Origin of the sequence: Sphingorhabdus lacus, assembly GCF_009768975.1 — a bacterium.
GTDB classification, from domain to species: domain Bacteria; phylum Pseudomonadota; class Alphaproteobacteria; order Sphingomonadales; family Sphingomonadaceae; genus Sphingorhabdus_B; species Sphingorhabdus_B lacus.
On sequence record NZ_CP035733.1, the window covers coordinates 3272428 to 3292219 of the forward strand.

At 57.1% G+C, this 19792-nt stretch carries 20 protein-coding genes; 10 read left to right on the top strand and 10 right to left on the bottom strand.

Going from position 1 to position 19792, the window contains the following annotated elements; genetic code table 11:
- Positions 1-9: 9 nt before the first annotated feature.
- Entirely contained in the window at positions 10-594 is a 585-nt protein-coding gene (locus tag EUU25_RS15665; RefSeq protein WP_158902589.1) for an HNH endonuclease, read from the bottom strand.
- Between the two features lie 118 nt (positions 595-712).
- Here EUU25_RS15665 and gluQRS point away from each other — a divergent pair, with 118 nt between their 5' ends.
- Genes gluQRS through egtD form a run of 5 tightly spaced genes read left to right on the top strand, consistent with a single transcriptional unit; the run spans position 713 to position 4659 of the window.
- Entirely contained in the window at positions 713-1597 is an 885-nt protein-coding gene (gene gluQRS / locus EUU25_RS15670; RefSeq protein WP_158902592.1) for a tRNA glutamyl-Q(34) synthetase GluQRS, read from the top strand.
- Between the two features lie 41 nt (positions 1598-1638).
- Complete coding sequence (locus EUU25_RS15675; protein ID WP_158902595.1) at positions 1639-1866, top strand: HIG1 domain-containing protein; 228 nt, start codon at positions 1639-1641, stop codon at positions 1864-1866.
- A gap of 18 nt (positions 1867-1884) precedes the next feature.
- Positions 1885-2466, top strand: a complete 582-nt coding sequence (locus tag EUU25_RS15680; protein WP_158902598.1) for a cob(I)yrinic acid a,c-diamide adenosyltransferase — start codon at positions 1885-1887, stop codon at positions 2464-2466.
- A complete protein-coding gene (egtB, locus tag EUU25_RS15685; RefSeq protein ID WP_158902600.1) occupies positions 2463-3701 on the top strand; it encodes an ergothioneine biosynthesis protein EgtB in 1239 nt (412 codons plus the stop codon). The genes EUU25_RS15680 and egtB overlap by 4 nt, the downstream gene beginning before the upstream one ends.
- Positions 3694-4659, top strand: a complete 966-nt coding sequence (gene egtD / locus EUU25_RS15690; protein ID WP_158902603.1) for an L-histidine N(alpha)-methyltransferase — start codon at positions 3694-3696, stop codon at positions 4657-4659. Before egtB ends, egtD begins: the two co-directional genes overlap by 8 nt.
- Before the next feature lie 10 nt (positions 4660-4669).
- On the opposite strand, the gene EUU25_RS15695 is transcribed toward egtD, so the two are convergent.
- Positions 4670-5524: a hypothetical protein gene (locus EUU25_RS15695; protein ID WP_158902606.1), complete on the bottom strand. Its 855-nt coding sequence runs from the start codon at positions 5522-5524 to the stop codon at positions 4670-4672.
- A gap of 257 nt (positions 5525-5781) precedes the next feature.
- Here EUU25_RS15695 and EUU25_RS15700 point away from each other — a divergent pair, with 257 nt between their 5' ends.
- The 4 genes from EUU25_RS15700 (at position 5782) to EUU25_RS15715 (ending at position 8399) form a co-directional block, all read left to right on the top strand.
- Positions 5782-6447: an energy transducer TonB gene (locus EUU25_RS15700; RefSeq protein WP_158902608.1), complete on the top strand. Its 666-nt coding sequence runs from the start codon at positions 5782-5784 to the stop codon at positions 6445-6447.
- A 79-nt stretch (positions 6448-6526) separates the two neighbouring features.
- Positions 6527-7288: a MotA/TolQ/ExbB proton channel family protein gene (locus tag EUU25_RS15705; RefSeq protein WP_158902611.1), complete on the top strand. Its 762-nt coding sequence runs from the start codon at positions 6527-6529 to the stop codon at positions 7286-7288.
- Positions 7289-7378: 90 nt separating this feature from the next.
- Positions 7379-7921 carry an ExbD/TolR family protein gene (locus EUU25_RS15710; protein ID WP_158902614.1) on the top strand — a complete coding sequence of 181 codons (543 nt, stop codon included), beginning with the start codon at positions 7379-7381 and terminating at the stop codon, positions 7919-7921.
- A 22-nt stretch (positions 7922-7943) separates the two neighbouring features.
- Complete coding sequence (locus EUU25_RS15715; protein WP_158902616.1) at positions 7944-8399, top strand: ExbD/TolR family protein; 456 nt, start codon at positions 7944-7946, stop codon at positions 8397-8399.
- A 59-nt stretch (positions 8400-8458) separates the two neighbouring features.
- Here the strand turns inward: EUU25_RS15715 and EUU25_RS15720 are convergent, their stop codons facing one another.
- The 3 genes from EUU25_RS15720 to EUU25_RS15730 form a co-directional block, all read right to left on the bottom strand.
- Entirely contained in the window at positions 8459-9952 is a 1494-nt protein-coding gene (locus tag EUU25_RS15720) for a S41 family peptidase (protein ID WP_158902619.1), read from the bottom strand.
- A gap of 81 nt (positions 9953-10033) precedes the next feature.
- Complete coding sequence (locus tag EUU25_RS15725; RefSeq protein WP_246162784.1) at positions 10034-11152, bottom strand: AraC family transcriptional regulator; 1119 nt, start codon at positions 11150-11152, stop codon at positions 10034-10036.
- Between the two features lie 12 nt (positions 11153-11164).
- A complete protein-coding gene (locus EUU25_RS15730; RefSeq protein ID WP_158902621.1) occupies positions 11165-12481 on the bottom strand; it encodes a M20/M25/M40 family metallo-hydrolase in 1317 nt (438 codons plus the stop codon).
- A 157-nt stretch (positions 12482-12638) separates the two neighbouring features.
- Between EUU25_RS15730 and EUU25_RS15735 the strand changes: the two genes are divergently transcribed.
- Complete coding sequence (locus tag EUU25_RS15735) at positions 12639-13682, top strand: glycine zipper 2TM domain-containing protein (protein ID WP_158902624.1); 1044 nt, start codon at positions 12639-12641, stop codon at positions 13680-13682.
- A gap of 61 nt (positions 13683-13743) precedes the next feature.
- Here EUU25_RS15735 and glnA read toward each other — a convergent pair whose 3' ends face one another.
- The 5 genes from glnA to EUU25_RS15760 all read right to left on the bottom strand — a co-directional run bounded on the left by glnA (position 13744) and on the right by EUU25_RS15760 (position 19688).
- Positions 13744-15156: a type I glutamate--ammonia ligase gene (glnA, locus tag EUU25_RS15740; RefSeq protein ID WP_158902627.1), complete on the bottom strand. Its 1413-nt coding sequence runs from the start codon at positions 15154-15156 to the stop codon at positions 13744-13746.
- A 46-nt stretch (positions 15157-15202) separates the two neighbouring features.
- A complete protein-coding gene (locus EUU25_RS15745; protein WP_125231011.1) occupies positions 15203-15541 on the bottom strand; it encodes a P-II family nitrogen regulator in 339 nt (112 codons plus the stop codon).
- 326 nt (positions 15542-15867) lie between these two features.
- Complete coding sequence (locus EUU25_RS15750; RefSeq protein ID WP_158902631.1) at positions 15868-18057, bottom strand: PQQ-dependent dehydrogenase, methanol/ethanol family; 2190 nt, start codon at positions 18055-18057, stop codon at positions 15868-15870.
- 386 nt (positions 18058-18443) lie between these two features.
- The gene (locus EUU25_RS15755) at positions 18444-19118 is read right to left on the bottom strand and encodes a DJ-1/PfpI family protein (protein ID WP_246162785.1); all 675 of its coding nucleotides are present in this window, start codon (positions 19116-19118) and stop codon (positions 18444-18446) included.
- Between the two features lie 96 nt (positions 19119-19214).
- Positions 19215-19688 carry an RcnB family protein gene (locus tag EUU25_RS15760; protein ID WP_158902637.1) on the bottom strand — a complete coding sequence of 158 codons (474 nt, stop codon included), beginning with the start codon at positions 19686-19688 and terminating at the stop codon, positions 19215-19217.
- Positions 19689-19792 lie beyond the last annotated feature (104 nt).

Here is a 19792-nt window from a genome sequence, read left to right on the forward strand (position 1 = left end):
GATAAGCGTCTATTGCTCCAACTCGATGTCCCAATAGAGCCAGTCGTGCCACGTCTCGTGCAGGTGGTTTGGCGGGAAGGCGCGGCCCCGGTCCTGAAGCTGCCAGCTCGTTGGACGGATGGCCGCCATGTTGAGTTGCATATGCGCCTGCTTGGGTGTGCGTCCGCCTTTTTTGAGGTTGCATGGCAAACAGGCGGTGGTGACATTTTCCCAGCTGGTAATCCCGCCCAATCGGCGCGGGATGACGTGGTCGAAGGTCAGATTGTCACCCGATCCGCAATATTGGCATTCAAACTTGTCGCGCAGAAACAGGTTGAAACGGGTGAAAGCGGGATATTCAGACGGCTTCACATATTGACGAAGTGCGATCACCGACGGGATTTTCATATCGAGGCTGGGGCTGTGCACGTGCCGGTCGTAGCTCGACACAATATCGACCTTGTCGAGGAATACTGCCTTGATTGCGGTTTGCCACGGCCACAGGCTCAGCGGATAGTAACTGAGCGGGGTATAATCAGCATTCAGCACCAGCGCCGGGCAATTTTCAGGATGCCGTGCCCTGCCAGCTGCTTCGAAAGTTCCGGTATGCAACATAAGTCAGACCTTCTCCCCTGTTGTCATAGCCGTTTTAACCCTATGGGCGTTACAGCATTTTGACATTTGCCAACCTATTTGCACATATTGTGACGTCAAGAGGGCAAAAACACATAATATGGTATTTTTACCGATCATTGAACGCCCCACCGCGGTTCCGGTGCGCACGCGATTTGCACCCAGTCCCAATGGCGCGCTGCATTTGGGGCATGCCTTCTCCGCCCTGTGTGCCCGTGACTTTGCTCATTCGCATGGTGGGCAATTCCTGTTGCGGATTGAGGATATTGACGGCACCCGGAGCAGGCCGGAACATATCACAGCAATTTTAGCGGATTTAGATTGGCTGTCGCTCATTCCCGACGAGCCTGTCAGCTATCAGTCCAGAAACATGGAACGCTACCAACGGGCGCTTGACGAATTAAAAGCACTTGGACTGCTTTACCGGTGCACCTGTACCCGCAGCGATATTTTGGCGGCGTTGAAACAGACGCCGGTATCGCATGGCCCTGACGGCCCACATTATCCCGGAACATGCCGTAACCGGAGAATCGACCCGGCCAAGCCCTTCTGCTGGCGAATCGATATGGCAAAGGCTTTGGTGATGACCGGACCCATCCAATGGACGGACATGGTCGCGGGCACGCATTTTGCCGACCCCTTGCAGTTCGGGGATGTCGTTCTTTGGCGGAAAGATGCGCCCGCGTCGTACCATCTGGCGGCAACGGTCGACGATGCGGCAGACGGCATAAGCCATGTTGTCCGGGGACTAGACCTATTTGCATACACCGCCATCCACCGTGTTTTGCAGCAATTGCTGGACCTTCCGGTACCACAATATTGGCATCACCGCCTCTTGGTGGACGACAGCGGACAGAAATTGGCGAAGAGCAAATCCTCGCCACCGCTTTCTGCCCGCCGCGTTGCTGGTGAAGACGGACGGCTATTGATCGATAATTTGCATCAAGGGGTGCTACCGCTTGGCATTTCGCTGTCGAGCGCCTAGATAGGCCCGAGGGGTATCAACCCCGTAAGGACATTCTCCCAATGACTATTTTGCTGGTACTCTTGATTATCGCTTCGGCAGGTGCGGTTGCTTTTGCGCTTGTTCGTGGTCTGCATGCCTTTGCGAATATGCGCCCGACCGAATTGGACAAAGACGGAATTCCGCAATCGCTCGCCATGCAAAACAAGATGATGTTTGCGCGCGTGAAGTGGCAGGCCATTACGGTCATGCTTGTCGTGGTTCTCTTGCTTGTTGCGGGTGCGCAATAAGCCATTGCGTGATCCGACATGGTTAAACTGAACAAGATTTACACGCGCACCGGCGACGACGGCACAACAGGCTTGGTTGACGGGTCGCGTGTATCCAAATCCAACGCCCGGCTCCATGCAATTGGCGAAATTGACGAAGCCAATTGTGCTTTGGGTGTTGCCGTTCAGTGTCTGGAATCGGACGAGGGTCAAACGACTTTGGTCAGTGATCTTCGCCGTATCCAGAATGACCTTTTCGATCTTGGTGCCGATATCGCAACGCCGGGGTCGAGTTTTGAGCCGTCACCTATGGAATTGCGGATCGTTCCTGCGCAAGTTGAATGGCTAGAGGCGGCCATTGACCGGGCGAATGAGCAATTGCCGCCACTCACCAGTTTCATTCTGCCTGGCGGAAGCATGGCAGCGGCGCATATGCATATGGCACGGGCGATTTCGCGCCGTGCCGAACGCGCCCTTGTCGCGGCTTCGCAATCGGTCAGCATCAATCCGCACGCCCTGGAATATGTTAACCGGCTGTCGGATTATCTCTTTGTTCTGTGCCGCGTGATCAATGCATCACGAAATGGCGATATATTGTGGGTTCCGGGCGCGTCGCGATGACGCGCAACCTTCGTGACCGGTTTTTTGCCGCACGTAAACTGACCGTCGATTTGGTCAAACCGCTTTCCGATGCGGATGCTACCGTCCAATCTATGCCGGATGCGTCCCCGGCTAAATGGCATCTGGCGCATGTGACATGGTTCCTCGAAAGCTTCATCCTGCGGGACCATGTCCCCGGATACCGGGCGTTTGACGACAGCTTCGCCTATCTGTTCAACAGCTATTATGAAGCCGAAGGCGCACGGCATTCGCGCGCGGCGCGCGGGTTGATCACACGACCCTCGCTTGTCGAAGTGCACGCCTATCGCGCCCATGTCGAAGCCGCGCTGGATGCGCACTGGAACAATCTTCCCGAATCAGCATTGGCATTGCTGGAGCTTGGCATTCAGCACGAGCAACAACATCAGGAATTGCTGCTGACCGATATCTTGCACCTTTTTTCGCAAAACCCGACCTATCCTGCTTATTGGCCGGAGCCGGTCGTGCGGGCCGTACCGGACGCTCAAGCGCCTGCCGCACGTTGGGTTTCAGGTCCGTCCGGGATGCAACTCATCGGACATGGCGGCTCAACCTTTGCCTTCGATTGTGAGGGGCCACGCCACGAAGTTTTTTTGCAACCTTTCGCGCTATCGTCACGAACCGTGTCCAATGGTGAATGGATGCAGTTCATGAACGACAATGGATATGGCGAGCCGCGCCACTGGCTATCCGACGGATGGGCCTGGGTGCAGCGCGAACATGTGGGCGCACCGCTTTATTGGCAGCAGGACCGGGATGGCCAGTGGTTGTCTTTCGGTTTGGATGGCTTGAGGGCCATCGACCTTAGTGCGCCGGTCACGCACATCAACCTTTTTGAAGCTGACGCCTATGCTAGCTGGGCCGATGCCCGTTTGCCGACCGAGGCGGAATGGGAGGCCGCAGCGGAATCGCATGATGCGGCCGCGGGCAACCAACTGGATGCTGCGGGGCCTGTAAGGCCAAACGCGTCCCAAGCAGCTTCGCTATTCGGCAATGTCTGGCAATGGACGGGCAGCGCCTATCGTCCATATCCCGGTTTTCGCGCGGCCGATGGCGCGGTCGGCGAGTATAATGGCAAGTTCATGAGCGGACAGTTCGTCTTGCGTGGCGGCAGCTGCGCGACGCCGCGTGGCCATGTCCGTGCGAGCTATCGCAATTTCTTTTATCCGCACCAGCGTTGGCAGTTCACCGGATTGCGGCTGGCCCGTGATGTCTGAGGCGGATTTCAAGCTCCAGGCTGACCCTCAATTTCGCGCTGATGTTCTCGCAGGTCTGAAGGGGCCGCGCCGGGCTATCCCCGCGCGATGGTTTTACGACGAACGCGGATCGCAGCTTTTTGACGATATCACCCATTTGCCGGAATATTACCCGACACGCACCGAAACGGACTTGTTGAAGGATTGCCGAGCCGAATTCGCGAAACATATCCCAGCGGGGGCTGCCGTTGTGGAGTTTGGAGCGGGGAGCGCAACGAAAACACCACTGCTGTTGGAGGCCATTCGGCCGGACATCTATATTCCTGTCGATATTTCGGGTGATTATCTTAGAATGTCCGCAGAAGTGCTCGCCGGGCAATTTCCCGACCTAACCATTCGCCCTGTCGAAGCCGACTTTTCGCAAGATATGCATTTGCCCACCGATAAACCTAGCGAAGCCCGTCTCGGTTTTTTTCCGGGATCAACGATTGGCAATTTCGTTCCGCGCAGCAGCGTGGACCTTTTGCGTCATATGCGGGGCCATCTGGGGCAGGGCGCTATGCTTCTTATCGGGTTTGACCGCATCAAACCGGTCGAGATTTTGTTACCTGCATATGATGATGCCGCAGGTGTGACGGCGGCGTTCAACCTGAACCTTCTTGTGCGAATAAATCGGGAGCTGGACGGAAATATTCCCGTCGAAGCCTTTTCCCATCAAGTTCAGTGGAACGACCGCGAAGCGCGGATTGAAATGCATTTGCGCTGTGCCTGGGACGTGCAGTTCACCGTCTCTGGCAAAGAGTTCCAGATTCAGGCCGGCGAATCCATTCATACTGAAAACAGTCATAAATTCGACCTGCGCAGTTTGCGTATCTTACTACGGGCAGGCGGCTGGACCCCTGTTGCGGAATATAGCGATGCGCAGGAATGGTTCACTTTGGTCCTGGCCGAAGCCGCGCCATTCTATAACGCCCCGTAAGGCAGCACCCCTAGCGCTTCCGTCCGCAGGGGCCCAGGCTGTCGAGGATATATTTATAGTCCGCCTGCGCACGGGCCGCATTGTCGCTATCGGCAGCCTCAACCAAATCAGGCGAGAGGGCACGCGGTAGTCCGCAAGCCAGACGATACCAAAGCAGCGTGAATTTTTGCGGCGCCGTCGCCGATTCATCGATTACTTCTGCCGTAGATACAGCCCATCGTTTCGCCTCTCCAGGACGGCTCAGCACCGAAAGCGACAAGGGCTGGTCCTTGGCTGTTTTCAGAAAGATCTGCGTTTCACCTTCACCCAGCACTGTTCCCGCGCTGTAAAAGGCGCTGGTGATGCCGGTAATCCGGTCCGGCGCATCGATCTGCACGGCTTCTTTCGTAATCGCGCGGATGAGTTGATCGTTGGCGGGGCTCCATTGCACCAAGGCGTTTGGCCGCGAAAGGCGGATTTCGCCCGGCCGGCCAGCTACCGTGCTCCCGAGTAGAAAGAGCCGCTGTTTCTTCAGCTTGGGGAGTTTGCCCTTCGCATCCTTGGGAACGTCGAGCAAAAAGCGCACGCGGGGGGTCACGCCTTCCTGACCGCGAATCAAAGCGCCAATATCCGCCTCGACGAGGACGCGTTGCAGCGTCGCGGGCACTCCGACGGCCTGTTCGGGCGCAATTTTACGTAAATTTTTGATCGTGGCATCGACGATGAGGGGTGAAATGACGACTAAATCCGCAATATCGGCATAGCTGGCACTTTCGGCAGGTATAGCCAGAGCCGGTGGCAAGGGTTCACTCGTCTGAGCGGCGCTAATCCCGCTAAATCCTAGCAAAATTGAGGCAAATCCATATTTCAAACGCGACAATTTCATTCCAATTCCCTTTCGGACAGCAACGGTAAACGCAGCTTTGGTCCATATCTGTTCTGTGCCATATGAAAGCGCTATACATGAATTGCGTCTGAATCGCAGAATCCGTGTTGCTAGGCCGGAAGGCCTTGGCTATTGCTCCGGTGAATCGAAGTTAAAAAAGATAATATTTCGATATCGCGGGGGTATTTCGGTCGCATCTTCAGAACGTGCGAACCCGAATGCTTTTTTTGTTTTGAAGGTAGGAGAGTTGTTTCCGCATGGCATATGCTGATCAAGATGGGATGAGCACAAACCGTTTGGTTTCTGTCATCATTGTTATCCTTCTTCACGCGTTCCTCGGTTATGCCTTGGTGACCGGCCTCGCCTATGACGCGGTCGTTGCTATCAAGGAAAAGATGACCGTCGTCGACGTGAAAGAAGAAGAACCGCCGGAAGAAGAAGAGCCACCACCAGAGCCTGAAAAGCAGATCGAGCCTCCGGTTGTCTCTCCTCCGCCAATGGTTGTGACGGTAACGCCGCCGCCAACAGTACGTACGGTTGATACACCGCCGCCGGCTGCGCCGATCGTTCCGACTGCAGCACCGCCTGCGCCTTCGGCACCGCCTCCACCTCCGCCCCCTGTGGCGAAGCGTCCTAACCCGCTGCCGAAGGGCAATCCGGGCAACTGGGCCAATACCAACGACTATCCGTCGCGGGCATTGCAGCAGGAGCGTGAAGGTACCACCGGTTTCCGCGTAACGGTTGGCCCCAATGGGCGTGTCACCGATTGCCAGATTACATCATCCAGCGGCCATCCTGATCTTGATCAGGCTACCTGCACAAACGTCACCCGTCGTGCGCGTTTTGACCCGGCCCTGGATGGCAGTGGTAACCCCACTACCGGCACTTATTCCAACCGCGTCCGGTGGCAGATACCGAAATAATTCTATGGCCCGGCAAAGGGGGAGCCTTCGCGCCGGGCCTTTTTGCTAGCAACGTAAATTTTTCTGAGAGGTAGTTAAAATGTCGATTTTGTTTCTAACGGCGGCCGGTGCCGCAGCTCCAGAGGCCGCCGCCCAGTTCGGTCTTATCCCTGCCCTTAAAGAAGGTGGCCCGATATCCATCGCGATTTTCTCGGTGATGGTTATCATGTCGGTGTTCTCTTTCTACATCATGTTCACCAAGCTGTTTGAACAGCAGAAGGTTCTGAATCAGGCCAAGCAAGTCCGCGCCCAGTTCTGGCGTGCAGCTACCTTGGAAGAGGGCGCAGCGAAGCTGGACAAGAACAGCGCCTTCCGTCAGGTCGTTGACGACGGTATCGAAGCGCAAAAGCAGCACAGCCTGTTGACCGATCCGGTTGAAGCACATGACTGGCTGCACGGTGCAATGGCCCGTTCGGAAGAGTCGATCAACAATAAGCTGGCCGGCGGCCTTCCCTTCCTCGCGACCGTTGGTGCTACCGCACCGTTCGTCGGTCTGCTGGGTACGGTTATCGGTATTTATTCGGCGCTGATTAAGATCGGTATCGCTGGTCAGGCCGACATCGGCAAGATCGCTGGTCCGGTTGGTGAAGCACTGATCATGACCGCCATTGGTCTGTTCGTCGCTGTTCCTGCGGTTCTTGCCTATAACTGGCTTCAGGCTCGTAACAAGTCGATCGCCCGTAGCCTGTCGACCTTCTCGAACGATGTGCTTGGTTACATCTCGTCAGGTGGTCGCGTGAAGCCTGCTGTGACGGCTGCGCCTGCTGGCAAGCCTGCACCTGCTGGCGCGGTAAAGAAGTAAGATTGGGTTAGGGCTGTGTTTCGGCACAGCCCGTCCGCCGGATAGTCCGGCTCTCGATTTTGACCCAATTTATTTAGAGAGGATTGGCCAATGGCAATCAGTTCAGGAGGCGGCGGCGAAGACACGCCAATGTCTGACATCAACACGACGCCGCTCGTCGACGTCATGCTGGTGCTCCTCATCGTTTTCCTCATCGCTATTCCGGTCGCCATCCAGACGGTGAAAATGGATATTCCGGTCGTGAAGTTCGAACCGACAAAGGCAAAGCGTGAAAACGTGTTGCTGTCGGTGACGACAACAGACGCCGGTGGGCGCGATCCAGGTGACCCCGCTTATGAGGGTGCTAACCCGAATGGCGAATGCCGCATTTACTGGAACGTCACACCGGTAGATTCGACCGAGTTGGTCGATCGTGCAGCGAAGCATTTGAAAGCCGAGTTTGAAAAGCTGGGTGGCGAAGAGGCTGCTAAGGCTGGCTTGATTGAGCCGGACATGCTGCCCGAAGCGCATATTCGTGGTGATATCAATACACCTTATCGGTGCATCGGTGGTGCAATTTACACCATGCAGATGGCTGGTTTCGCCCGTGTTGGCTTCATTTCATCGCCGTTCGAAAATGCGAACGTGCAGTAAGTAATTCTAAGGAGCAATCATCATGGCAATGAGTGGCGGTAAAGATGATGGCCAGCCGATGATGGAAATGAACACGACGCCGTTGATCGACGTCATGCTCGTTCTCCTCATCATGCTGATGATCACCATCCCCCCGGTTTCGCACGCCGTAAATATCGACCTTCCGGTCAACGATCCTAACCAGCCTCCACCCGATGTTCCGATCGATCCGGTGATCAACAAGATCATCATTCTTCCGGACAGCACGATCCAGTGGAATGGTACGCCGGTGACATTGCAGCAGATGGAGCAGTTTCTGGTCCGGACAACTTCAATGAACCCGGAACCGGAACTCCAGTTCCAGCCAGCGCCAACCGCGCCATATGACACGGTCGACAAGGCACTGGTTGCGGTCAAGCGGAGCGGTATTTCCAAATTCGGATTTGTCGGAAACGAACAGTATCGCGTCTTTGGCAAGGCATCGCGCGAGGGCCGGTAGTCCTCCGCGGTACAGCATAATCGACAGGAAAAGGGCGGTGCCGCAAGGCGCCGCCTTTTCTATGCGTGGCGCAGAAGGTGACGGACTGCCGTATCCAACTGATTGTCCGCTCCATCTGCAATAGCCTTGGCCGACAGGGGCACCGCAAGGTCCGGAGACAGGCCTGCGTCAGGCATTTGATCTTGCGGGAAATAGCCGATCAGCGGCATATCAAATTCGATGCCCGATTCCGGCAGTCGGGCAAAGAAAAAGGCACCGCCATTTATGCCCCGCTGGTTTCCGCCGGTCGCTTCACCTACCAATGTCCCGAGACCGAGTTGCTTGGTCAGCGAAACAAATTGGAATGTCGCGCTGCTATTTTGTGCGCTCGTCAACACTACCATCGGCGTAGTGACCCTCGGGCCTTTTGCCGCCAATATTCCGTCGTCGTCCCACCGCTTCAACTTGTAAAAGCGATCGTTAAGCGGTTCGACCTGATCTCCCCAGTTCCGGAAGCTGTCATCCCATGTGTCAAGATAGCGGTTCAGATGCTCGGGCGTTTTCTGGTACCGGACGAGACGGTCGGCGCGCGGTTTGATGATGTCCTTGCCGGCCAGCCGGGAAAGCAGGATATCGCCACAATCAAGGCCGCCTTCATTCTCCCGTATATCGACAATCAGCCCTTTTGCGCCGGATAAACTGTCCAACCGGTCATTCAACCACGCCTCCCACTTCCATGTGCTGTTGTACAGCGCCCACCCATCCATCTTGAGGACTGCAATGCCATCGGGGCGCATCGTCCATTCCCACACCGGGGTATCACCACGATAGTTCGGGGCTTTGTAAAATGCCTGCCTTTCTGCAAGTGTGAGCGCCGGTAGATCGACCCAAACATCCGATGCTGAATTCGGCAACCGCATCCGTAGGCGGTGAAATCCTTCTCTGTGTTCTCCTTCAGAGCTTCCGGGAGCACCGTAAATCAGGCCATGAAAGATATCGAATGTCTCCAACTCGTCGGCGCCTGTCATGGACAGCAAGGCCCGACGCTTCGCATCATTATGGCCGTCCGCCCGAACATAGGGGAGCAAGCGCGCGAGCATAGCCCTGGTGTCGATTCCGTTGACTTCCTTGATGACGGTGCCGCGGGGCAGGCTGTTCGTACCGCTCTGATCCTCTGTCACCACCATCTGGTTACCGATCCATTTGAATGCAAAAGGTAGGCGGGTGCGCCGGTCAAACAGGTCGGCTTTCACCTGTTTTGTCTGGTTAAAGAAATTGGCGTAGCTGTGCCCGCATTTGATCGTCGCCAGAAAAAGCGACAGGTGCAGATAACGCGACGACAGGTCGGGCGTGTCGGACCACGTCAGCTCAAGCTTGCTTAATGCCTGATCAATCGTCTTTGGGCTGTTGTACCTGTAGAGACCGGGGTGAAGCGTCGTTACGATTTCACGGACCAAAGCGATATCGCTCGGGGCGGACGCAGTGGTGGCAGCCCGCGCTGCGCTTGGGAAGGCAACGGCGGTGGCTAAAGCCGTTCCAGCGCCTTGGGCGAGAAAGTGGCGGCGGTTCAACATAGCAAGATCCTTTCAACAAATGTCCGGTCCCGTTTGGCAATATCTGCGGCTCTATTCGCCTCAGATTCCTGAATAATGCGATTATTCGTGATTTGAGACCTGCCGTTTGCGCCACTGTGAAGGCGCCATGCCGAAGGTGGCGGCAAAGGCACGGTTGAAGCTCGCCTTGGAACTGAAGCCTGCGTCTAGTGCGAGGTCCAGCAAATCGTCTTGGCGACCTTGCGCTATCATCGCCGCAACGCGGCGCGCGCGCAGGTCGTTGATAAAGGCCGCAAAGTTGATGCCCAGCCCTTCATTGATAGCGCGGGATAAATGGCCGCTGTTTGTCCCCAGCTTTCGTGCCAGTGATGCCAGCGATAGATCTGGATCGGATGCCCAGTCTTCCGCTTTCACTTTATCGGCCCATAATTTTCCGAGCTCCGCCCAATCGCGCGGCGGTGGGAGTGTGTCGGCGGTTGCCTTGAGACTTGATAGCGGAGGAAAGGGTAGAGGTGAATGCCGCCACGCTTCGATACCAAGGTAGAGCGCGAATGCACCAATGGCGATATAGAGCCACATGAGGCCGCTATAACCCAAGGGCGAAAGCAGGTCCCAAACCAAAAAGCTTGTCCAGATGAGCAGGAGCAGGGCGAGGGCAGCAATTGCGTTGCCCAACCAGAGAGCGGCATAGCGATGCCCGTCGGAACGTGCGGCCGCCAATGCGGCGCGATAGGTCTGCAGCAGCCTTAAGCTGGCATAGCAATAAAAGCCTAGCCCTATCACAATCGCGATGCTGGTGATCCAAGTCAGTGCCGGTGATGCCATATCCGCCCAGCGCATCTTCAGTGTAAACGGCAAGAGAAAGCTGCCCGTATAGACAAGCAATTGCACCGCGGCCGGGATCAAGTGCCGTTGACCCTTATCAGGCCATTGCCCGGTCACAAGTGCATGGGCGTAAAGATAAAAGAGCGGCGCAACTGCGAGGCTTATCTGAAAGGGTGCGAAGGTTAGCCACATCCATTTGTCATAGAAGCCTGCAAAACCGATCATCCAGGGGATCAACATTCCGGCTAACACGAACAGCAGGGCTGCCATCGTGCGGTTTGCGATCCTGTTTTGCAGTACCCGCGTTAGCGAAAGTGCGAGCAACAAAAGCTGTAGGAACATGACGGACAACAGGGCGGTGCGCCATCCAAAGGAGAGCCCGTCCAGTAACGTCATGCGGGGCAGGTCCTATTGCGCTTTTTCGCGCGACAGCCGGGTCATCAGGATCGCCGCCCGCTTGGCCTGCCGCCGGATACTGTCGAGGTCGACTGTCTCGCCGGGTGCGTGGTCACCGCGGCTGTAAGTTCCAAGGCCCACGAGGCCATCAACATCATTGGCGACGAAGCTGATGTCGCCAGCGCCTCTTTTGAGCGGATCAAGCGGTTCTTGCTCGCCAAGCCCCAAATCGCGGTTGATTGCATTCAACTTATCCAGAAGCATCTTATTGCCATCGGTTGGTGCCATGGCGGGATAGCTGCCGGGGTCGAAGCTGATCTTAGCTGAGGTTTTGGGTGCGGACGCGGCCACGATTTCGACCATCTTGGCGCGGACGCGTGCGCTTTGGTCTTCGGAAAGGGTGCGGAAATCGCCGCGGGCTAGCGCGATGCCTGGGATAATATTGGTTTTGCCTTTGGCAACCGCGCGCACGCCATCGCCATCGACCACAGCTTCTTGCCCTGCGGCAATCAGGCCGACGTTAAAGGTCAGATTAGGCTCGGGCAGTTCGGTACGGAACCGGTGGAGTATACGCGCCAATTCAAAAGCCGCCCCGTCGCCATATGTGCCATCGAAGATCAGCGAACTGTGTCCAGTAACGCCTGTCACCTCCAGCTTCCAACTGTTCGACGAACGGCGGGCGATCACACCCATGTCTTTGCCATTCTCGATCGATAGGCCCTCAAAATCCAGCGCTACATCGGCCGCCTTACCTGCGGCGATAAGGGGAGCACGGGTCACTTCAATAGGGTCGCCGGAGTCTTCCTCGTCGCCAGTCATGTGAATTTCGATATGGGCGTCTTTCAGGGTACCGGCAGATTGCATAGCGCGCAATGCCGCCACGATTACAACCATACCGCCCTTGTCATCACCGGCACCCGGTCCCTCGGCTTCTTGGCCTTTCCGTATGAATTTCTGGAATGGGCTGTCGGGTTCAAATACGGTGTCGAGATGCGCGATCAGCAGCAGCTTCTTCGTGCCCTTTTTACCAGTCTTCTTTGCCACCAAATGCCCCGACCGTTTCGCCTTTGTCATATCGATCCATTCGACCGTGAAGCCCAGTGGCTCGAGTTCGGCACGCATCATTTCGGACACAGCCTTGACACCGGCAAAATTCATCGTCCCGCTATTCTGGTTCACCAGCTTTTCCAGCAGGGAGACTGACCGTTCATACTCGGCGTCGACCGTCTTCGTCATTTTGGATTCTTGCGCCGTCAATTGGGCGACTGCGGGCGATGCGAGCATTAATGCAGCGCCAAAAAGGCCAAGAGTTAACGGACGGAATTTCATAGATGGCTCCTGATAAACACCGCCCTGATGTGCCCTGCTTTATGGCTGCGGGCAAGCCACTTCCCGATGCTGAGCTGGGCGCCCGTGCGCTGAAGCGGAACATTGGGGCGATGAAGTGATTATCCCAACACTACGCTTCTTAGAAAAGAGAATAATCATGAAAAGCCACATATTTAAGGCAGGCATTGCGCTCGCCCTTTTGACGCCTTCGATCGCCATGGCGCAGGACGACGGATGCCGCCGGGATAGCTCGGGCCGCATCGTCGGCACCGTCGTTGGTGCAGGTGCTGGCGGTGTGCTGGGCAACGTCATTGCAGGTCGCGGCGATAAAACCGAAGGCACGATCATCGGCGGCATTATCGGTGCCGTTATCGGCAACCAGGTTTCCAAATCCGACCGTGCCGATTGTCGCAGTGCCTATGGTTATTACGACCAGAATGGCCGCTGGCATGCCACTGGCGTCAACAGCGCCGAAGCGCGCGGTTATTACGACCGGGACGGCCAATGGGTCGACGGCCAACCGAACGGCTATTATGACAATGGCCGCTGGATCGCCTCGAACGGCAATTCCGACAGCGGCGGTTATACCGACCGTGACGGACATTGGGTCCCAGCAGCATCGGCGGGTTATTATGACCGTAACGGCCGCTGGGTAGGTGGAACCGCGACCGGTTATTACGACACTAACGGCCGCTGGGTCGCTGGTCCGACGCGTGGTCGCTACGACTCCCGCGGGCGCTGGATCGCTGGTGACAATGGCTATGCCAATGAAGCCAATGGCAGCTGGAACAGCATCGAACAGCCTGGTTATTACGACACCAATGGTCGTTGGCGGGCAGGCAAGGCCTATGGCTATTATGACTCTCGGGGACGTTGGGTGTCGACGCGGAATGACAACTACGGTGACAACACCAATTATCAGCCCGGCGATGGTCAGTATAATATGAACCAGATGCCCACCGACATTCCGACCCGGATCAGCTGGTTGCGCGAATATGTTCGTTCGGCGGAGCAAGCGCGCCGGATCGACAGGTCTGATGCCAACTATGCCCGGACGGAACTGCGGGCGATTGAAAGCCAGAATCGGATGTTCAACCGCGACGGTCGTTTTACGCAGCGGGAAGAACGGACGGTTGACAAGCGATTGGATCGTTTGACCAAGCGTCTTGACCGTAACTGGACCCAAGCCCGGGCCTACTAAATAAAAAGGCCCGGCGATCCCCCAACCGCCGGGCCTTCAGCTATCGATCGGATGCGTTCGATCAGTAGCTGTAATACATGTCGAACTCGACGGGTGAAGGCGTCATTTCCCAACGGGCAACGTCTTCCATCTTGAGGTCGATGTAGGCTTCGATCTGGTCCTTGGTGAACACGTCACCCTTGAGCAGATAGTCATGGTCCGCAGCGAGGCTTTCCAGGGCTTCGCGCAGCGATCCGCAAACGGTCGGCACTTCGGCCAGCTCGGCGGGCGGCAGATCGTAAAGATTCTTGTCCATGGCTTCGCCGGGATGGATCTTGTTCTGGATGCCATCGAGGCCCGCCATGAACAGCGCCGCATAAGCGAGATAGGGGTTGGCCATCGCGTCGGGGAAGCGGACTTCCACGCGCTTGGCTTTTGCGCCTGCGCCATAGGGAATGCGGCACGATGCCGAACGGTTGCGCGCCGAATAGGCGAGCAGAACGGGTGCTTCATAGCCCGGGACCAGACGCTTGTAGCTGTTGGTCGTGGGGTTGGTGAAGGCGTTCACTGACTTGGCGTGCTTGATGATGCCGCCGATGAAATAGAGGCACATCTCGGACAGACCGGCATAGCCGTCGCCTGCGAACAAAGGCGTCTTGCCGTTCCAGATCGACAGGTGGGTGTGCATACCCGAACCATTATCTTCCTTGATCGGCTTTGGCATGAAGGTTGCGGTTTTGCCATAGGCATGGGCAACCTGATGCACGACATATTTGTAGATCTGCATACGGTCGGCGGTTTGCGTCAGGGTGCCGAAGGTCAGGCCAAGCTCATGCTGGGCGGCCGCCACTTCATGGTGGTGCTTGTCGCAGGGCAAGCCCATTTCGAGCATGGTCGAAACCATCTCGCCACGGATGTCCATGCAGCTGTCGACAGGCGCAACGGGGAAGTAACCACCCTTGGCGCGTGGGCGGTGGCCCATATTGCCGGCTTCATATTTCGTGCCGCTGTTGGTCGGCAGTTCGATATCGTCGATCTTGTAGTAAGACGTGTTGTAGCTGTTTTCGAAACGCACATCGTCGAACATGAAGAATTCGGCTTCAGGACCAACATAGACGGTGTCGCCAATGCCCGTGGTCTTCAGATAGGCTTCAGCGCGCTTGGCGGTCGAACGCGGGTCACGGCTGTAGAGTTCACCGGTCGATGGCTCGACGATGTCGCAGAAGATCACCAGCATCGGCGTTGCCGAGAATGGATCGACATAAACCGCATCGAGGTCGGGCTTCAGGATCATGTCGGATTCGTTGATGGCCTTCCAGCCTTCGATCGACGAGCCGTCGAACATCAGGCCGTCTTCCAGCTCGTCTTCGCCAATCACGCCCGAGCACATGGTCAGATGCTGCCACTTGCCCTTGGGGTCGGTGAAGCGGACATCGACCCACTCGATCTCTTCTTCCTTGATACGCTTGATAATATCCTTGGCGGTCGTGCCCATGTTGCTTTCCTTCTTTGACTTGTCTTTTTTTGACGATTTGGATTTTTTAGACGGCATCGTTGTCGCGCTCACCGGTGCGGATACGCAGAGCGGTTTCGACGGGGATGACGAAAATCTTGCCGTCACCGATACGGCCGGTTTGGGCGGCGGCGGCGATGGCCTCTACCACGCGGTCGGCAAGACCATCTTCGACCACCACTTCCAATTTTACCTTGGGCAGGAAGTCGACGACATATTCGGCGCCGCGATAGAGTTCAGTATGGCCTTTCTGGCGGCCGAAACCTTTTGCTTCCGTGACGGTGATGCCGGAAACGCCAACTTCGTGAAGTGCTTCTTTGACTTCATCCAGCTTGAACGGTTTGATGATCGCTTCGATCTTCTTCATGACTTTCCCCTTATTGGCGCGGCTGGCGTTGAAAACCGCGCTCGGATTATGGCAATCGTTTATCAAGTATCGTGCCAGTTGGGATGGACGGTTTTGCGCGATTCTGGATTCGAATCAGGCAGATGGACTGCCTAAAAATTAGGCAGATGTGCGATTCATGGGCAGCAGTTTTTCGGCGCTTGCCCGTTTGTTAACTTGGCTGAAGCTTGTGGCCCCTTTTTTGCACAAGGCAAAAATTTTTAGGCCCCTTCCGCGCCCTTGCAGCCACTGGGCGGATCACACGATCCCCGCCCAGTCCAGCAGACCAAAACCTACATTTCAACTCCCTAGCGGGCGGGCTTTACGCCCCCGCCAAGTCCTGCGTCATTCGCCTTGGCATAATGCGCGCGGCTGATGACATAGGCGCGCATTTGCTCGGCCTCTTTGGGTGTCAGGACCGAGGCAAAGCTGACCATGCCATTGCCTTTCAGCACGCCTTCGATGACCACCGATTTCCACGTACCGGCATCCGCAATAGCCGCCGATTTACGCAGGTCGGGCAGCACGCCGTTCCCGACCGCACCGGGCCCGTGGCAAACGAGGCAGTAACGCTGGAAGTTCGACTGCCCGGCCGCGATATCGGCTGGGGTTCCGAACTTTGCGGGCGGATCCCACACATAAGCGGGCGTTTCGGGCAAGGCGGGCAGGGCGACCTTGCCACCGAGCTTGAGTACGATCAGGCGCGGGATATTCGGCACCGCCGAGCTCGCCGAACCCGCATAGCCCGATACCAGCGGGAAGGCCCCGCCCTTGCTGGTCAGGAAGGCGACATATTGTTCGCCATCCACGGTATAGGTCGAGGCCCCCGATAGGACGCCCGACTGCACATTCAGGTTCAGCAATTGCTTGCCGGTATCGGCGGCATAGGCCCTGAATTCACCCAAGGCGGTGCCCTGGAAGACCAGATTTCCTGCCGTCGTCATGGTGCCGCCATTCCACGATGCAGGATGGTCGACGGTCCATTTCGCCTTGCCCGTCTTGGGGTCGAAAGCGACGAGCTTGCCCTTGGTGGCGGCCTTGACCGCTTTTACGAAATTGATGTCGTCGGGCAGGTCGGCGGTGGCCATTGCCCCTCCGGTGTTAAAGCCGAGGGCCTTGCGCTCCTGTTCATTGGGCGCAACCGGCGGCAGATAAGCACCGCCAATATAGAGTGCAGGAATATAGACGAGGCCCGTCGCCGGATTATAGCTCATCGGATGCCAGTTGTGCGCGCCAAGAGGCGACGGGTTTGCCAAATAGAGCTTGCCCGTCTTTTCATAGCGGGCTTCGGGATTTTCGATCGGCCGACCGGTTTTCAGGTCATAGCCGGTCGCCCAGGTGAGGCCGTCGATAAAGGGTTCGGCCGACAACATCTTGCCACTCACCCGGTCGATGGTGAAGAAAAAGCCGTTCTTCGGCGCGTGGTAGAGGACCTTCACATCCTTGCCGTCGCGCTTTTCGGTGGCGAGGATGATCGGCTGGGTCGCCGTATAGTCCCAGCTTTCCGCCGGTGTTTCCTGATAATGCCAGACATATTCGCCGGTATCGGGTTTCAGCGCGACGATGGACGACAGGAACAGATTGTCCCCTTCGCCATTGGAGCGCACGCCATGGTTCCACGGGTTGCCGTTGCCGACGCCTAGATATAGCTGGTCGAGTTCCGCGTCATAGACAATCGCGTCCCACACCGTGCCGCCGCCGCCGCTTTCCCGCCAGTCACCCTTTTTGGGCGTGGCGCTCCAGGTCTTGGTGGCTGCCGTTTTCAGGATCTCGTCGCTCGCCGCGCCGTCGGGTTCGCCCTTGGGATTGGGTGTTGTGTAGAAACGCCATGCCTGTTTGCCGGTGGCGGCATCATAGGCGGTGACATAGCCGCGCGCGCCGAATTCCGCGCCGCCAAAGCCGATGACAACCTTGCCCTTCACTACGCGCGGAACGCCGGTAATGGTGCCGTTTGATTCAAGATCGAGCGTCTGTGCGCTCCACAATTGCTTGCCGGTGGCGGCATCGAGCGAAATCAACCGGCCATCGATCGTGCCGACAAAGACGCTGCCTTTCCAGAAGGCAACGCCGCGGTTGACGACATCGCAGCAGGCCTTCACCCCGCGCGCCTTGTCGACTTCCGGATCAAAGCTCCACAAAGACTTGCCCGTCTTGGCGTCGAAGGCGAGCACTTTGGACCATGCGGTCGAAACGAACATCTTGCCATCGACCACGACCGGCGTGGCCTCCTGCCCGCGCGCGTCGGGCAAATCGGCGAACCAGGCAATGCCCAGATCCTTCACATTGTCGGCATTGATCTGCGTCAGCGGGCTGTGGCGTTGTTCGTTATAGCTAAAGCCGGTCATGGCCCAGTTGGATCCGTCCCCGCCGGTTTTCAGATAATCGCCATCAATGGCGGTAAAACCGGGGACGTCCGTTGGCCCGTCCGTATTCTGGCACGAACCCGTCATCACCATTAGTGCCGCCGCAGCGGCAACCAGCCCAAGCTTTTTGATCATAATGTCTCTCCCGATTCTGGACGCTATGCGCGCAGGACTGGTTCGTCCAGAGGGAATTTAAGCGGCCGGTTAAGTTAGCGGTGTTGGGGAGGGCTAGGGAGAGTCCCCTCAGAACGCAACCTCGGGGACTGTCCCTTCAGGGACCGTCCCCTATTTTTCTTTCCTTATTCTTTGCGCCTTTGCGTGAGATTACCCTCTCCCCTTTAGGGGAGAGGATACGAAGCCTTGGCCGCAAGGCCTAGGCGTAGTTGGTGAGGGGCTTCGACGGTGAGGTTAGCGCGCCAACTCCCCCTCTCCACTTCGTCTAATGGCTAAAGCCATAAGACTGCGTACCTCTCCCCTGAGCCGAAGGCGGCCGGAGGCCAACGGGAGAGGGGCACAATAGCTCACCCCACCATCCCGCTATCCCGCAAGGCCTCCTCCATCTGCTCGGCCGCCCTGTCGTAGACACGGGCGCGCAGGTTGTGGAGGACGTCGGGCGATGTCGTTTCGGGGGTGCCGCCCTGGAAAGGTGGGGCGGGATCATATTCAAGGGCGAGTTGCAGCGTGCGGGCAACATCTTCTCCGGCAATCAGCGCGATCAGTTCGAGCGCAAAGTCGATGCCCGATGTCACACCGCCTGCCGTCACGACATTGCCGTCGCGCACCACGCGCGCCGCTTTGTGCGTTGCGCCGACCATTGGCAGCAGCTGCGTGTAGGCCCAATGGCAGGTCGCTTGCTTGTCCTGAAGCAGTCCGGCGACCCCCAGGATGAAGGCACCGGTGCACACGCTGGTCACCCATTTCGCCTGTGCACCCTGTTGCCGGACAAAGTCGACTATCGCGGCATCGCCGACCGCCTGCCGCACGCCATGGCCGCCGGGAACGCAAATGATGTCCGCCGGGCGGCAGTCGGCAAAGCTGGCATTGGGGACGATGGAAAAACCGCAGTCGGTCGTAACCGCCTTTCCATCCTTGCTGACAATCTGGACGGTGGACCCCGGCAAGCGTGACAGGAACTGCACCGGCCCGGCAAAGTCGAGTTGGGTGACATTATCGAAAAGGACGAAAACGATGTTCATGGGCGCATGGTTAGCGTGGCGCCGTCCAAATGCAAAGGGCCGCCGGATTTCTCCGACGGCCCGCATTTACCGACAACATTCCGGGAGGATGAAATGTTACCAGTAAAAACCGCGATAGGCGCGCACCACACGGCCGGTCCGGGTGTTTACCAGCAGCACGTCATTATAGTGACGCACATAGGTCTGATAACGGCCGGGCTGAGGCAGGCGGTAATTCTGGTAGTTGCTGACGCGGTAGCGCGGCGCATAATAGCTTGACCCGATGCTTACACCGTCGCTGAACGTGCGATAGCGGAAGGGGGCATTAAAGCGGGTGCCACGAAATGCGTTGCGATTTTTCTGGCGGTAATCGCGCCAGTCTTCGCGATATTCGCGCTTTGCGTCGCGATACTCGCCACGCTCTTCACGGATGTCGCTGCGATCGCCATAGCGCTTCGCCTGGTTCAGCTCGCGCTTTTCTTCGCGCACTTCCTGACGGTCACGTTGCAATTCACGCGTCTGGGCATGCGCCACCATAGGGGAGAGGGTGGCGGCGACAGCGGCGACGGTTATCAAAAATCTTTTCTTCATTGTCTGTCTCCTTGAGAACAACAAACCCCTTTCGGCGTCTGTTGTTCCCCTTTTAGGAGGCAGCGTTTGAACCTGCGGAAAACAACAGGTTCAGAAACAAGACA

Bases quoted from the DNA above. Each gene is read 5' to 3' on its own strand.
- EUU25_RS15665 (WP_158902589.1), bottom strand. From the start codon at position 594: ATGTTGCATACCGGAACTTTCGAAGCAGCTGGCAGGGCACGGCATCCT.
- gluQRS (WP_158902592.1), top strand. From the start codon at position 713: ATGGTATTTTTACCGATCATTGAACGCCCCACCGCGGTTCCGGTGCGC.
- EUU25_RS15675 (WP_158902595.1), top strand. From the start codon at position 1,639: ATGACTATTTTGCTGGTACTCTTGATTATCGCTTCGGCAGGTGCGGTT.
- EUU25_RS15680 (WP_158902598.1), top strand. From the start codon at position 1,885: ATGGTTAAACTGAACAAGATTTACACGCGCACCGGCGACGACGGCACA.
- egtB (WP_158902600.1), top strand. From the start codon at position 2,463: ATGACGCGCAACCTTCGTGACCGGTTTTTTGCCGCACGTAAACTGACC.
- egtD (WP_158902603.1), top strand. From the start codon at position 3,694: ATGTCTGAGGCGGATTTCAAGCTCCAGGCTGACCCTCAATTTCGCGCT.
- EUU25_RS15695 (WP_158902606.1), bottom strand. From the start codon at position 5,524: ATGAAATTGTCGCGTTTGAAATATGGATTTGCCTCAATTTTGCTAGGA.
- EUU25_RS15700 (WP_158902608.1), top strand. From the start codon at position 5,782: ATGGCATATGCTGATCAAGATGGGATGAGCACAAACCGTTTGGTTTCT.
- EUU25_RS15705 (WP_158902611.1), top strand. From the start codon at position 6,527: ATGTCGATTTTGTTTCTAACGGCGGCCGGTGCCGCAGCTCCAGAGGCC.
- EUU25_RS15710 (WP_158902614.1), top strand. From the start codon at position 7,379: ATGGCAATCAGTTCAGGAGGCGGCGGCGAAGACACGCCAATGTCTGAC.
- EUU25_RS15715 (WP_158902616.1), top strand. From the start codon at position 7,944: ATGGCAATGAGTGGCGGTAAAGATGATGGCCAGCCGATGATGGAAATG.
- EUU25_RS15720 (WP_158902619.1), bottom strand. From the start codon at position 9,952: ATGTTGAACCGCCGCCACTTTCTCGCCCAAGGCGCTGGAACGGCTTTA.
- EUU25_RS15725 (WP_246162784.1), bottom strand. From the start codon at position 11,152: ATGACGTTACTGGACGGGCTCTCCTTTGGATGGCGCACCGCCCTGTTG.
- EUU25_RS15730 (WP_158902621.1), bottom strand. From the start codon at position 12,481: ATGAAATTCCGTCCGTTAACTCTTGGCCTTTTTGGCGCTGCATTAATG.
- EUU25_RS15735 (WP_158902624.1), top strand. From the start codon at position 12,639: ATGAAAAGCCACATATTTAAGGCAGGCATTGCGCTCGCCCTTTTGACG.
- glnA (WP_158902627.1), bottom strand. From the start codon at position 15,156: ATGGGCACGACCGCCAAGGATATTATCAAGCGTATCAAGGAAGAAGAG.
- EUU25_RS15745 (WP_125231011.1), bottom strand. From the start codon at position 15,541: ATGAAGAAGATCGAAGCGATCATCAAACCGTTCAAGCTGGATGAAGTC.
- EUU25_RS15750 (WP_158902631.1), bottom strand. From the start codon at position 18,057: ATGATCAAAAAGCTTGGGCTGGTTGCCGCTGCGGCGGCACTAATGGTG.
- EUU25_RS15755 (WP_246162785.1), bottom strand. From the start codon at position 19,118: ATGAACATCGTTTTCGTCCTTTTCGATAATGTCACCCAACTCGACTTT.
- EUU25_RS15760 (WP_158902637.1), bottom strand. From the start codon at position 19,688: ATGAAGAAAAGATTTTTGATAACCGTCGCCGCTGTCGCCGCCACCCTC.